The organism is Natronoarchaeum rubrum (assembly GCF_024494695.1).
In genome coordinates this window covers 144,498-157,445 of the sequence record NZ_JANHDP010000001.1, presented here as the reverse complement: position 1 = coordinate 157,445, position 12,948 = coordinate 144,498, and the positions used below count along the sequence as shown (strand labels likewise).

16 protein-coding genes are annotated in these 12,948 nt (G+C 68.3%); 11 read left to right on the top strand and 5 right to left on the bottom strand.

The window, feature by feature from the left end:
• Positions 1 to 171: 171 nt before the first annotated feature.
• The gene (locus tag NO931_RS00895; RefSeq protein ID WP_256390738.1) at positions 172 to 621 is read left to right on the top strand and encodes a universal stress protein; all 450 of its coding nucleotides are present in this window, start codon (positions 172 to 174) and stop codon (positions 619 to 621) included.
• 54 nt (positions 622 to 675) lie between these two features.
• Here NO931_RS00895 and NO931_RS00890 read toward each other — a convergent pair whose 3' ends face one another.
• Together NO931_RS00890 and NO931_RS00885 are read right to left on the bottom strand one after the other, a co-directional pair.
• Positions 676 to 1,080: a DUF5518 domain-containing protein gene (locus NO931_RS00890; RefSeq protein WP_256390737.1), complete on the bottom strand. Its 405-nt coding sequence runs from the start codon at positions 1,078 to 1,080 to the stop codon at positions 676 to 678.
• A gap of 176 nt (positions 1,081 to 1,256) precedes the next feature.
• Positions 1,257 to 1,874, bottom strand: coding sequence for a GAP family protein (locus tag NO931_RS00885; RefSeq protein WP_256390736.1), 618 nt, complete (start codon positions 1,872 to 1,874; stop codon positions 1,257 to 1,259).
• Positions 1,875 to 2,094: 220 nt separating this feature from the next.
• Here NO931_RS00885 and NO931_RS00880 point away from each other — a divergent pair, with 220 nt between their 5' ends.
• From NO931_RS00880 to NO931_RS00865, 4 genes are all read left to right on the top strand, one after another.
• Positions 2,095 to 3,123 (top strand): Gfo/Idh/MocA family protein, encoded by a 1,029-nt coding sequence (locus NO931_RS00880; protein ID WP_256390735.1) that lies wholly within the window; start codon positions 2,095 to 2,097, stop codon positions 3,121 to 3,123.
• 178 nt (positions 3,124 to 3,301) lie between these two features.
• Positions 3,302 to 4,354: an ABC transporter ATP-binding protein gene (locus tag NO931_RS00875; RefSeq protein ID WP_256390734.1), complete on the top strand. Its 1,053-nt coding sequence runs from the start codon at positions 3,302 to 3,304 to the stop codon at positions 4,352 to 4,354.
• Complete coding sequence (locus NO931_RS00870; protein ID WP_256390733.1) at positions 4,351 to 5,100, top strand: ABC transporter permease; 750 nt, start codon at positions 4,351 to 4,353, stop codon at positions 5,098 to 5,100. Before NO931_RS00875 ends, NO931_RS00870 begins: the two co-directional genes overlap by 4 nt.
• 98 nt (positions 5,101 to 5,198) lie before the next feature.
• Positions 5,199 to 6,248, top strand: coding sequence for a PAS domain-containing sensor histidine kinase (locus NO931_RS00865; RefSeq protein ID WP_256390732.1), 1,050 nt, complete (start codon positions 5,199 to 5,201; stop codon positions 6,246 to 6,248).
• Positions 6,249 to 6,298: 50 nt separating this feature from the next.
• Here NO931_RS00865 and NO931_RS00860 read toward each other — a convergent pair whose 3' ends face one another.
• Positions 6,299 to 6,910 carry a DUF420 domain-containing protein gene (locus NO931_RS00860; RefSeq protein WP_256390731.1) on the bottom strand — a complete coding sequence of 204 codons (612 nt, stop codon included), beginning with the start codon at positions 6,908 to 6,910 and terminating at the stop codon, positions 6,299 to 6,301.
• A gap of 239 nt (positions 6,911 to 7,149) precedes the next feature.
• Here NO931_RS00860 and NO931_RS00855 point away from each other — a divergent pair, with 239 nt between their 5' ends.
• From NO931_RS00855 to NO931_RS00845, 3 genes are all read left to right on the top strand, one after another.
• Positions 7,150 to 7,566: a cobalamin B12-binding domain-containing protein gene (locus NO931_RS00855; RefSeq protein WP_256390730.1), complete on the top strand. Its 417-nt coding sequence runs from the start codon at positions 7,150 to 7,152 to the stop codon at positions 7,564 to 7,566.
• Positions 7,563 to 8,696, top strand: a complete 1,134-nt coding sequence (meaB, locus tag NO931_RS00850; protein WP_256390729.1) for a methylmalonyl Co-A mutase-associated GTPase MeaB — start codon at positions 7,563 to 7,565, stop codon at positions 8,694 to 8,696. The genes NO931_RS00855 and meaB overlap by 4 nt, the downstream gene beginning before the upstream one ends.
• A gap of 69 nt (positions 8,697 to 8,765) precedes the next feature.
• A complete protein-coding gene (locus NO931_RS00845; protein WP_256390728.1) occupies positions 8,766 to 9,704 on the top strand; it encodes an alpha/beta fold hydrolase in 939 nt (312 codons plus the stop codon).
• A 48-nt stretch (positions 9,705 to 9,752) separates the two neighbouring features.
• On the opposite strand, the gene NO931_RS00840 is transcribed toward NO931_RS00845, so the two are convergent.
• On the bottom strand, positions 9,753 to 10,145 hold the full coding sequence (locus tag NO931_RS00840; protein WP_256390727.1) for a Zn-ribbon domain-containing OB-fold protein: 393 nt from the start codon (positions 10,143 to 10,145) through the stop codon (positions 9,753 to 9,755).
• The gene (locus tag NO931_RS00835) at positions 10,142 to 11,308 is read right to left on the bottom strand and encodes a thiolase domain-containing protein (RefSeq protein WP_256390726.1); all 1,167 of its coding nucleotides are present in this window, start codon (positions 11,306 to 11,308) and stop codon (positions 10,142 to 10,144) included. The genes NO931_RS00840 and NO931_RS00835 overlap by 4 nt, the downstream gene beginning before the upstream one ends.
• A gap of 228 nt (positions 11,309 to 11,536) precedes the next feature.
• Between NO931_RS00835 and NO931_RS00830 the strand changes: the two genes are divergently transcribed.
• The 3 genes from NO931_RS00830 to NO931_RS00820 all read left to right on the top strand — a co-directional run bounded on the left by NO931_RS00830 (position 11,537) and on the right by NO931_RS00820 (position 12,946).
• A complete protein-coding gene (locus NO931_RS00830) occupies positions 11,537 to 11,944 on the top strand; it encodes a DUF7541 family protein (RefSeq protein ID WP_256390725.1) in 408 nt (135 codons plus the stop codon).
• A gap of 67 nt (positions 11,945 to 12,011) precedes the next feature.
• Positions 12,012 to 12,614, top strand: a complete 603-nt coding sequence (locus NO931_RS00825; RefSeq protein WP_256390724.1) for an HAD family hydrolase — start codon at positions 12,012 to 12,014, stop codon at positions 12,612 to 12,614.
• Positions 12,615 to 12,700: 86 nt separating this feature from the next.
• A complete protein-coding gene (locus NO931_RS00820; protein ID WP_256390723.1) occupies positions 12,701 to 12,946 on the top strand; it encodes a DUF6684 family protein in 246 nt (81 codons plus the stop codon).
• Positions 12,947 to 12,948: the final 2 nt, after the last annotated feature.

Below are 12,948 nucleotides of genomic sequence, written 5' to 3'. Positions count from 1 at the left end.
AATCGGCTGGGGTCGCGGCGGGATCAGTTGGCAACCGGCCGGCGGATCCGCGACGGCGTCAGCGTCGACCATCGCGACAGCGGCGTCGCCGCGAGGCGACCCACCGTCGCCGACCGTGCCGCGGCGCGCCCGACACCCGAGACATTTGTGTCTCGTCGTGGACGGACACCTGTGCCGTCCCGAGTCCTGGTGGCGTACGACGAATCGACTCAGGCGAACTTCGCGCTACGGTACGCGCTGTCGACGCATCCCGACGCCGAGATCCGCGTCCTGCACGTCAACGACCCGCGGGAGTGGTACGATACGGGCGACGTCGACGGCTACGCGTACGAGGAGTCCTACAGGCGCTCCCAGGAGTCCGCGGAGCGACTCCTCGAACAAGCCGAGGGGATCGCACAGGAGGACGACAGGGAGATAACGACGGATATCGCGGAGGGCAAAGCGGCTCCGACCATCGTTCGCTACGCCGAAGAGCACGGCTTCGACCACGTCGTGCTCGGAAGCCACGGTCGCAGCGGGCTGTCGCGGTTGCTGCTCGGGAGCGTCGCCGAGCGCGTCGTCCGACGATCGCACGCGCCGGTGACGGTCGTCAGGAACGAACAACCACTGCCGGAGACGTGAGCCGTCGAGGTCCGAAACCGCGGCAGCAGCATGACAATGGCGTTCGTGTGTTGCTCACGCCTTGGTCCGGGTCATTCCGCGGGAGACCCGCCGGCCCTTCGCCCACGAGCCGATCATGCCGCCCAGAGCACCGGGTACGGCGTAGAACGTGAGCATCAGTAGACCGATGACGAGCACGCTGAACGACGCCACGAGACCGCCGAACAGCAAGGTCGAGAAGGCCGTGACGGCCAACAGGATGAGCGATCCGAAGACGGTAGCGACGCCGCCGTGAAGCGCACCGGAGGTCGTCGATCCCGCCGCGAGGTAACCGGCGGTAAGCCCGCCGAGCACGCCGATCGTTCCCCAGTACAGCACCACGACCGAGGCGGCCGACCCCACGTAGATCAGCCCGCTCACGATACCGAGCAGGAGCGTTACTGCGAATCCAGCCACGACAGCCGACCATTTGATGTCCATGATCGTGTATATCTACGTCGTCAGGTGGCTTAACCGAAGTTACTGGATACAGCGCACACGATCGCCCGAGCTGCAGACGTAGCGCCGCTTGCCTGCTGATGCGATCGGTTCCGACAGCGATACTCTTTCGTGAGATCGTCATCGAGCCACGATCGCGCCGGCATCGCACGTATCGGTCAACCGAGGAGGTTGTCGAGCGTCATCGCGAGGAAGAATACGATCACCACTTCGTTGACGATCCAGGCGTTGTCGTTCATCCAGTTTCGGACCGTCGGTAACGCGGCTTCAGCGCGCTCGCCGAAGGCGACCAGCACGAGCGACGGGAGCGCGAGGACGAACAACGTGAGCAGAACGAACGGGGCGGCGTCGGTCACCGGGGCGTCCTGAGAGACGAGATAGGAGCCGACGGCGGCGGACGTGAGCAGATCGGTCGGGAAGAAGCCGAGAAGGAGAAAGCCGAGACGGAAAGAAAACCGGGGCGTCGCGGAGCCGAGCTTCCCCATCCACCGCGGCGGCTCGGACTCCTCTCTGGTGCGGTACGTGTGGACCATCGCGAACAGGAGCGCGACGAGGACGACCGCGCTGAGGGTCGTGTTCGAGGTCCCCTGGCCGGTCGCGCCGACGCCGAGCGCGTACGCGAGCGCGACGACGAGCGAAATCGAGAGCCCCGCGCCGACGACGAACGCCGCGGAGTTTCGACGCCAGTTCTCGCTGGTCGCCAGGAAGATGGCGCTGAGAAGCTGGGGCCCCGCGACCATCACGACCACCAGGGGCAGGATTTCGAGGAAGCTCACGGGCGGGTCACCGCCGGAGGGGATCCGAGCGACGTTCCGGGCGTCCGCCGATCAGTCTGTGGCATCCCGCGCGATCGTCGAGGGCGGGGGCGTACTACGGGGAGTGTCCCGCAGTTCGTCAGGTCGCGGACCAGTGTCGACATCGTTCGTACGTGTCGATATCTACGGGCGACGCCAAAAACGCACAGTCATAAACCGCTCGGACCGGAAGGCCCGGACAATGACAGTTCGGATCGCGGGAATCGGACTCGGCGGGCTCGGATTGCTGGAACTGGAACAGTTCGCGGCGATGGACGGGGTCGAGGTCGTCGCGGGCGTCGATCCGTCCGTCGCGGCTCGAGACAGGTTCATCGAGGCGTTCGAACAGCCGGTGTACGAGACGACCGAGGAACTCCAGGCCGACCACGACGACCTCGACGCGGCGACGGTCGCGTCGGTCCACGCGGGCCACTTCGAGCAGGCGACAGCCTGCATCGAGGCCGGGCTCGACGTCCATCTGGAGAAACCGATGGTGACGACCGTCGACGAGGCCGTCGCGCTGGTCGACATCGCCGACGACCGCGAGGCGCTCGTCCAGGTGGGCTACCAGCGCCACGTCGACCCCTACTACGTCGAGTTGCGCCGGCTGATCGAGGCCGGCGCCGTCGGGACGCCGCAGATGGCGCACGCCCACCTCCAGCAGGACTGGCTGCGCGACTACGCCCAGAGCTGGCGGGGTAACCCTTCGCTGTCGGGCGGCGGATTTCTCTACGACTCGGGCTCGCACGTCATGGACGCCCTGCCGTGGGCGCTCTCGGGCGAGCCGATCGAGGTCGCCGCGCTGACCGACGACCGCGGCGAGGGGATCGAGATCGACGCCGCGATCTCGGCGCGCTTCGAGCGCGACGACGGCGTCGTGACCGCCAGCGCGGGCGTCTGCGGCGATGGGACCCGGACGCCGGACGTCGACGACGGGCTGACCGTCTACGGAACGGAGGGGAGCCTCCACTACGACGGCGAGTCGCTCGTCCACGTCGAGCGCGGCGGCGAGGAGCGCACGGTCGAGGTGGACGGCGACGACGACTTCGAGACGCTGACGCGGAAGAAACTGGAGAACTTCGTCGCCGCGATCCGCGGCGAAGAGGAGCTGGTCGCGCCGCCGGAGGACGGCCTGCGCGCGATCGCGTTCGCCGAGGCGACGGTGCTGGCCGCCGAGCGCGGCGAGACCGTCGACGTGCAGGAGCTGGTCGACGCCGCGCGAACGCGCTGACCGGGAGTGCGGCGTCGACACCGGTGTGACACTGGCCTCGAAGCGACGACGCCGGCTCCGAAGCGACGGGGACGCCGGTGTGACGCCGGCTCCGAAGCGGCGACGCGACGGACGACGCCGAGCCGGCCGCGGCGCCCAAACCGAACCGCCTTTTCGCGTCGACTCCCGAGACTCGGGTATGACAGACGTGCTCGTCGCCGAGGACGTGCAGAAACGCTACGGCGACGCGACGGCGCTCGACGGCGTCACGCTGACGGTGCGCGCGGGCGAGGTGTTCGCGCTGATCGGGCCGAACGGCGCGGGCAAGACTACGCTCGTTCGGGCGCTGACCGGGACCACGGCGCCCACGGAGGGCTCGGTAACGGTGTTCGGCGAGGCGCCGACGGCCGTCGCCAGAGAGCGGATCGGCGTCCTCCCGCAGGATTTCTCGCCGCCGGGGCGCCTGACCGGGCGCGAACTGATCGAGTACTACGCCGGGCTGTACGACGACGCGATCGCTCCCGACGAGGTGCTCTCGACGGTGGGACTCGCCGACGACGCCGACACCTGGTACGAGAAGCTCTCGGGCGGCCAGCAGCGCCGGGTCTGTCTCGGCGCCGCGCTGGTCAACGACCCCGAGCTCCTCTTTCTGGACGAGCCGACGACCGGGATCGACCCCGCGGGACGCCGCACCGTCGCCGAGCGCGTTCGGGCGCTCGCGGCCGGCGGGACGACGGTGTTTCTCACAACCCACGACATGGACGAAGCCCAGCGACTGGCCGACCGCGTCGGGCTGCTGGCCGGCGGCGAGCTGGTCGCGATCGGCCGGCCCGAGGAACTGGTTCGCGAGCACGGCGGCGACGCGCGGCTGTACGTCGAACTGGACGCCGACGGCGCCGACAGCGAGGCGACGATGGCATCGACGCCCGATCCCGAGACGGTCGCGGCCGACCTCGCCGACGACGGCGTCGCTGCGACGCCGACGGAGCGCGGCGTCGAGATCACCGGGATCGATCCGACCGAGATCGGTACGGCGGTCGAGACGATGGAGAGTCGGGGGATCGCCTACTCCTCGCTCACCTGGCGTGAGCCGAGTCTGGAGGACGTCTACATGGAACTGGCCGGCGACGAGGAGGGCGGCGCGGGCGGCGACGCCGCGGCTCGGGCTCGCAGGGCGGTGCCCGGGGGTGAGAGGGCCAACGGTCCTCGAACGACGTCAGCGCGAAGCTCTGACGGAGGTGAGTCGCGATGACGACGACCGGGCGCGTCGCCGCGGAGTTCGACGCCGCGTGGCGATCCTTCCTGCGCCGGAAGACGGCCGTCTTCTTCACCTTCTTCTTCCCCGTCTTGCTGATCGTCATCTTCGGCGCGCTCGTGCGCACCGACCCGGGCGGCGGCGGCCTGTTCACCGAGCCTGCCGAGTACTACGTGCCGGGCTACGTCGCGACGGTCGTGCTCTTTACGCCGCTCTCGCGGCTCGGCAGCACGGTCGCGCGCCACCGCGAGGGCAACCGCTTCGAGAAGCTCGCGACGACGCCGCTGTCCCGCGCCGAGTGGCTGGCGGCGCGCACGCTCGTCAACACCGTCATCATCGGCATCGCTAGCCTGCTCGTACTCGTGCTGGTCGCGGTCCTGACCGGCGCCGCGCTGCCGCTGTCGCCGCTGCTCGTCCCGTTCATCGTCTTCGGCGTCGTGCTGTTTTGCGGCGTCGGCGCGGTGCTGGGTGCGGTCACCGAATCGCAGGACGGCGCGGTCACCGCGAGCAACACGATCGGGCTTCCCCTCCTGTTTCTTTCCGACACGTTCGTCCCGCCGGAGATGTTGCCCGAGTGGTTCGGTCCGCTCCAGAACCTCTCGCCGCTGACGTACTTCGCGCGAGGCGTCCGGTCGCTGACGCCGGGCTACGGTGGCGACCCAGTGGGCCCGCTGCTGATACTCGCGGTGCTGGCGGTGCTCTCGTTCGCGGTGGGTGCGTACGCGATCCCGCAGACGGACTGAGCGCACCGATCGGCCGCCGTCCTGCGAATTGTCAAGTGAAAAACCCTCGATATTCGGGGGAACACTCGCACTTTAGTTGTCCGGTACCAACTGCGACTATGGACGGGCAGGGCGACCCGGCATTGCCGGACGCATTTGACGATCTCAACGTCGGGATCACGCTTCGTGATCCCGAGACGGGCGCGACGCTCGACGCGAACGAGCGCGTGCAGGAACTGTACGGCTATTCACTCGAGGAACTCAAGCAGATGAACGTGGGAGACTACACCCCGCCCTCGACGACGCTCTCCCAGGCGGAGGCGCTGCGCCGGATCCGTGCGGCCGCCGACGGCGATCCACAGGAGTTCGAGTGGCGGATACGACGATCGACCGGCGAACTCATCTGGGTCCAGGTGCGCCTGGAACGGTCGTCCATCGATCGGACCTCGTGTGTGCTGGCCGAGGTGCGCGATATCACCGATTACAAGGCACGTGAGCGCCGTCTACATCTCCTCAACCGCGTCGTCCGACACAACCTCCGGAACGAGGCGAACCTGCTCATCGGGTACGCCGACCGGCTCAAGACGGCGATCGATCAGGCGCGGCTCGAAGACGAGGTCGAGACGATCCTCGACATCGCCACGGAGATCGGGACGATGAGCGACTCGATCCACCAGATCGAAGAGATCGCCGACCCCGAGGCGACGAAGCGCAAGGCCACGAATCTCGGCGACCTCGTCCGGAATCTCGTCGAGGAGCATCGATCTGGTCACCCGGACGCCGACCTGACCGTGGAGGCGGAGTCCGACGTCTGGGTGACCGCCGACAACGGCCTCGACTACGCGATCGGACACGCAATCGAAAACGCGATCATCCACAACGATCGGGACGTGCCGAACGTGACCGTGACCGTGAGAGACGATCCGGAGAGCAAGCACGGTCGCGTTCAGATTGCGGACGACGGACCGACGATCTCGGACGTCGAAATCGACGTTCTCGACGAGGACGTGACGACGAACAGCACGTACCACGGCTCCGGGATCGGCCTCTGGGTGATGCAGTGGTGTGTCGACTCGCTGGGCGGCGAACTCCGCTTTGAGGCGAACGATCCCAGAGGAAACGTCGTCGAGTTCCTGCTGCCCAGAACGAACGACCGGCCGGCGGCGTAGGGCGACGCCGCCAGCCGGGTCAAAACTGCCCGAGGAGGAGAACTGCGGGGCTACAGGGGGACCGCCAACAGCGCCGGCTCGAACGTGTAGCCGTACGCGTGGTTGAGGATGACGTACGTGACGACGCCGAGCACGAGGCTGAGAATCCACGATCCGGCGGCGATCCGCCCGACCTTCGCGTGGGGCGTGTTCCGAAGTTCCGCGGGCGTGTGAGTCATCCCGAGCAGGAACGCGTACAGCACGACCGGCATCGTCACGACCGACAGCACGATGTGGACGAACAGCATCGCGAAGTAGCCGTAGCGCACGAGATCGGGGACGGTGTCGGCGATCGCCTTCTGGCCGCCGCCGCCGACTTTCGGGAGGTACATCAGCAAGAAGAGGATGATGAGCACGAACGCCGCGCTCATCGCCGCCCGGTGCTTGTCGACCTCGCCGTTGCGGATCCAGTACCAGCCCGCGCAGAGACAGATGACCGCCAGCGTGTTCACGACCGCGATCGCGTGGCCGAGTAGGCTGACGCCCGACTCGGAGATTTCGGGGAACAGCGGGAGCCAGCCCCCGAACGTCGCTGCGACGAGGGCGTAGCCGACGACCGTCAGCAGTGCGGTGACCGCCCCGACGTTGTCCTTGACTCGTTGGCGCGGCGTTGCTGTCGCCATGCCCGGGGGTTAGGAAGCGGCCGCTATTTTCCTGTCGCTTCGGTGCGGCGAACGTCGATCGGAGCAGACCGATCAAAAGCGCATCGATCGGCCCGCTCGTGATCCGGTACGACGCCGGACGGCACCCCGGCGTGACGCCGACGCCGAACCGCACGACGCCGACATCGGATCGCGCGGCGCCGCGGAACCGGCCGATTTTATCATCAACGTTTAAACGATTCGCCGGACTACTCGTAGGTATGAGCGCCGACCAGAAGCAACGGTCGATCCGCTGTCTCGTGGCCAAGGTCGGATTGGACGGCCACGACAGGGGTGCACACGTCATCGCCCGGGCGTTCCGAGACGCCGGGTTCGAGGTGATCTACTCCGGGCTGCACAAGGCGCCCGAGGAGATCGTTCAGGCCGCCGTCCAGGAGGACGTCGACGTGCTCGGCATCTCGATCCTGTCGGGCGCACACAACGCCCTGATCCCGAAGGTCGTCGAGGGGTTAGAGGAGTACGGCGCGTTCGAGGACACGCTGTTGCTGGTCGGCGGCGTCATCCCCGACGAGGACAAAACGGAACTCAAAGCGCAGGGCGTCGCCGAGGTGTTCGGACCGGGAACCGAGCTCGAAGAGACGATCCAGTTCATTCGCGAAAACGCACCCGAACGATGAGCGGCGACGGCCAGGGGGAGCAGATCGCCGACGCAGACGAGACGCCGGCGCTGATCGCGGACCTGCTCGACGGCGACCACCGCGCGCTGGCCCGCGTCATCACGAAGATCGAGAACCGCGCGCCGGGCTACCGCGAGCTCGTCTCGGCGCTCCACGAGCACACCGGGAACGCGGCGGTCGTCGGCGTCACCGGTAGCCCGGGGTCGGGCAAGTCCACGCTCGTCGACAAGCTCGCCGAGGAGTACCGCGACCGCGGGCTGACCGTCGGCGTCATCGCGGTCGACCCCTCCTCGCCGTACACCGGCGGGGCGGTGCTGGGCGACCGGATCCGGATGGCGTCGACCGTCGGCGACATGGACGTGTTCGTCCGATCGATGAGCGCCCGGGGGAACCTCGGCGGGCTCTCGACGGCTACCTCGGACGCCGTGAAAGCGCTGGACGCCTTCGGCAAGGACCGGATCATCATCGAGACCGTCGGCGCCGGCCAGAACGAGATCGACGTGGTGCGGGCCGCCGACACGGTGGCCGTCCTCGTCCCGCCGTCCAGCGGCGACACCGTCCAGATGCTGAAAGCGGGCATCTTGGAGATCGCCGACGTGTTCGTCGTCAACAAGGCCGATCTCGACGGCGCCGACCGGACGGTCAAGGAACTCCGGGAGATGATCGAACTACGAGACGACGTGAACCCGGTTCTCGGGGCGGACAAGCACGGTCCGGGCGGCGGATCGACGCCGAACGGCGGCGCCGACGAGAACCCCGAGAGCACCGCGGGAACACTCGACACGGTGGAGGGGGAGGCGGCGACGTGGTCCCCGCAGATCGTCGAGACGGTCGCCACGCGCGGCGAGGGCGTCGACGCCGTGCTCGACGCGTTCACGGCCCACCGCGAGCACGTCGCGGCGACGGGGCGCGCCGACGAGCTGGAACGGACGCGGTACGCCGAGGAGATCCGAACGCTGCTGCGCGACGACGCCGCGGGGCTACTCGAAGAGGAGATCGAGCGCCGCGGCGGCATCGACGAACTCGTCGACACCGTCGTCGCCCGCGAGACCGACCCCTACGAGGTCGCCGACGACCTGCTCGGTCCGCTGCGCGAGTGCGTCGAGGAGCGAGAGCGCGACGCCGACTGATCGGGCGATCCGGTCAGCCATCTCGCCGAAGCCACCCCATCTAAGTCGACTCAGAACTAAGAACACGGTATGAAGCTCCGAACCCTCCTCGCAGGTGCCGCCGGCGCCGTCGGCGCGACCGCGCTCGCGAATCGCGCGATCGCCAGATCGGTCGACGACCCCCAGCCGGGCGTGCACGGCGAACACCGCACCTACCGCTGGCGCGGCATGGACATCGCGTACACCGAACTGGGCGATCCCGACGATCCCGACATGGTGCTGTTTCACGGCGTCGGCGCCGCGGCGTCGAGCCGCGAGTTCGCCGATATCGCCGGGACGCTGGCCGAGGAGCACCACGTTCTCGTCCCCGATCTGCCCGGCTTCGGGCGCTCCGATCGCCCGCCGCTGGTGTACTCGGCGTCGCTGTACGAGGGGTTCGTCACGGACTTCCTGCGGGACCTAACCGACGAGCCGATCGTGCTCGCGTCGTCGCTGAGCGGCTCCTACGCCGTCCAGGCCGCCCGCGACGTCGACGTCTCGCGGCTCGTCCTGATCTGCCCGACCGACGAGTCGATGCCGGGCCAGCGCGTCTGGCTGCGTAGTCTGCTGCGGACGCCGCTGGTCGGCACCGCGATGTTCAATCTCGTGACGAGCAAGCCGGGGATCCGCTACTTCAGCGCCGACCACGGCTTCTTCGATCCCGAGAACGTCGACGACAGCTACGTCGAGGACCGCTGGCAGAGTGCCCACCAGCCCGGCGCGCGCTACGCGATGGCGTCGTTCATCAGCGGCTTCCTCGATCCCGACGAGAATCTCGACGAACATCTCGAAGCGCTCGACGTGCCGACGACGCTCGTCTGGGGCCGCGAGAGCGAGACGACGCCGCTGAGCGAGGGGCGGACGCTGGCCGAGCACGCCGACGCGCGGCTGGTCGTCGTCGACTACGCGAAGTTGCTGCCCCACGTCGAACATCCCGACGCCGTGCTCACGCTGCTGGCCGACGACCTCGCGATAGCGGACCAGAACTAAAAAACGACCGCGCCGGTCCGTGTACCGACGCTTACTTTCCGGCCCGTCTCACCGACGCTCGAACACCAGCAGCCGCTCGCCCGTCGTCTCGGTCGTCTCGACGTCGACGCCGACGACCTGTCCGGTCTCGACGGCCTCGGGAGCGACGTCGCGGAGCTGGCCGGTGAGTCTGACTGAGCCGAAGTCGGCGATCGCGACGACGTAGGGCGCGTCGTCGGTGAAGTTCGGCGTCGCGACGTGCGTGACGGTGTACGTGTCGATCTCGCCCGACTCGGGGAGCGGTTGCTCGGACAGGTCGACGTCGCCGCAGTCCGGGCAGACCCGTCGCGGCGGCAGCGAGCCGTGGCCGTTCGAACACTCCAGGAAGTAGCCCTCGTCGGCCGCGATGGCGTCGAGCGCGTCGTCGAACCCCTCGTTCCGGACGTCCTCGCTGTCACTCATTCTTGGACCTCCATGACGTGGACGACGGCGCTGGCGACCGTCCCGCCCGCGTTGTGCGCGACCCCGACGTCGGCGTCGGGCACGGCATCGCTGTTGACGTGATCGCCGCGCAACAGTTTGACGACATCCGCGATCTGACCGACCCCGGTCGCGCCGACCGGGTGGCCCTTGGCCTTCAGACCCCCCGAGAGGTTGACCGGATTCTCGCCGCCAGCCGCGGTCTCGCCCCGCGTCGCGGCGTCGATGCCCTCGCCCGTCTCGTACAGGCCGAGCGACTCGATCGCGAGCACTTCGGCGATCGTGAAGCAGTCGTGGACCTCCGCGAGGTCGACGTCGGTAGCCGAGATCTCCGCCTCGGCGTACGCTTCCACAGCAGCCTCGTCGGCGGCCGGCGACGTCGCGAGGTGCTCGCGGTCGTGCAGCGCGAGCTGATCACCGCCCTGTCCCGTCCCGGTGATCGCGACCGGGGCGTCGATCCCCTCGCGCTCGGCGTACTCCTCGCTGACGAGGACGGCCGCCGCGGCGCCGTCGCTGATCGGACAGGAGTCGTACAGCCCGAGCGGTTCGGAGACCATCGGCGCGTCCAGCACCTGCTCGACGCTGATCTCGCTGTTGTACTGGGCCTGGTCGTTGTCGAGGGCGTGCTCGTGGTTCTTGACGGCGATCTCCGCGAGGTCCTCCCGGGTGCCGCCGAACTGCTCGAAGTACGCCCGCGCCATCAGCGCGTACGCGCCGGGGAACGTCATCCCCTGGCGGACCTCCCAGAGGTCGTCGGCCGCGATCGCCAGCGCCTCCGTCGCGCCCTGCGTGCCGAGGTTGGTCATGCGCTCGGCGCCGCCGACGAGCAACACGTCTGCCTCGCCGTTGCGGACGTCCTTGACGGCCTGTCGGACGCCGGCGCTGCTGGACGCGCAGGCCGTCTCGTAGCGCGTCGCCGGCGCGCGGATCCCCGCGGCCTCGGCCATCAGCGGCCCCTGGTGGCCCTGGTGCTCCGCGAGTTCCCCCATGAAGTTTCCATAATAGAGCGCCTCGACGTCGACCCGGTCGACCCCCGCGTCGGCGAAGGCTTCGGCGCTCGCCTCCCCGAACAGGTCCCGACCGGTCCGTTCGGGCGCGTTCCCGAACGCCGTCACACCGACCCCGGCCACTCGTACGCCTGGCATGTGTCCCGGTAGGCCGTCGAGCGGATATATGTCTTGGGTGCCCCCGAACCGGCAGTTCGGAGTAAGCGCGGCGTAACGTCGTGTTTCGGGCGGCTCGGAACGTTGCCGGACGCCGACGAAGTGCCCCACGTCGATCGCTGCCTCGACAGGACCCCGATCGCCGCGAGCGCCCGAGGCCGGCCTCGCGATTCCGGTGGCTTTCTATACGTCGCGCCGCTAGGTCGACCTATGACGGAGGAGCCCGGACTGAGCGATCAGTACCGGAAGTCGAGTCCGTGGCCGCTGTTGATCGCGCTCGGTCTCCCGCTCTCGGAGATCGGCGTCATCCTGGGGCTGTATCCCGTGGCCGTAGGGGGCCTGTTGCTCCTGCTGGGGAGCATCGCGGGCATCCTCAGGGAGACCGAGTACGTCGGGAGCCCCTGGCCCGTGTTCGCCGGGATGTCCGCGGTCCTGATCGTGGTCGGGATCGGCGTGTTCTTCTACGTCGGCGGCTCGCTCGGCCTCGGCGGCGGCGCGCTGACGTTCGACGGGAGCTCGCTCGCGCTGCGCGGGCTCTCGATAGCGACCGCCGGCGTCATCGGCGTCGTCGGCGCCGTGGTCGGCCGCTCGCGGACGCGAGCCCAGCCCGGCGTGTAAGCGGGGCGATTCAATCCGTTCTGCCAACCGACATCTTATTGCACCGACACGATCGTTCTCGACTACGATGAGCGCCGAGCGAGCGATCGTTTTCGACCTCGACGGTACGTTGCTGCATTTCACACGCGACTACGGCGGCGTACTCCGAGACGCCATCACCGACGTCGTCGCCGAGGTTCCCGAAGGAGCTCTGGAAGCATACGACCGCGAGTTTTACGACCGGTTCGAGCGTTGCGAGCCCGACCCGATCTACGAAGCGTTCGCGGAGTTGGATCTCGACGCCGCGCCCGACGAGCTTCGAGCGGCACTGCGCGAACGCGAAGTTGAGATGTGCCAGCCCCACGAGGACGCCGCCGCGGACCTCGAACGTCTCGGACGCGAGTTCCGCATCGGCGTCCTGACCAACGGCGTCCCCGAGTGGCAGCGCCACAAGCTTGACGCGTACGGGCTGGACGAGCACGTCGACGCGTTCGTCGCCTCCTACGAGGTCGGCGCGCACAAGCCCGACGTGGCGCCGTTCCGCGAGGTCGAAGACCGCCTCGACGCCGACGCGTATGCGATGGTCGGCGACGACGACGCCGACGTCGAAGGCGCGCGAGTCGCGGGCTGGACCGCCCACCGGTACGACGGCGACGGGTTCGGCGACCTGCCGGACGCGATCGAGTGGTGAGGTGCCGCGAGGACGCCGTCGCGCAGTGGCGAGGCGACCGGCTGGAAACAGAATCTATTTCTGGCCCGCCCCGCAACCGACGCGTAATGTCACGCGAACCGTTCGACCGGGAAGCCCTGCTCGACCTATCGGTCAACATCATCCCGCTGGGCATCCTGGTGTTTTTCTCCGGGCTGTACATCTTCGCCAACCCCTGGGGATTCGACCCGGTGTTCAGCACACTTCAGTTCTCGATCATGGGACTGATCCTGATCGCGCTGCTGGTGCTGACGTACATCTCCGGAAAGGCTGTCGAGCGCGACGAGCGGCGTTACGGCGAGGACGAGCACTGACC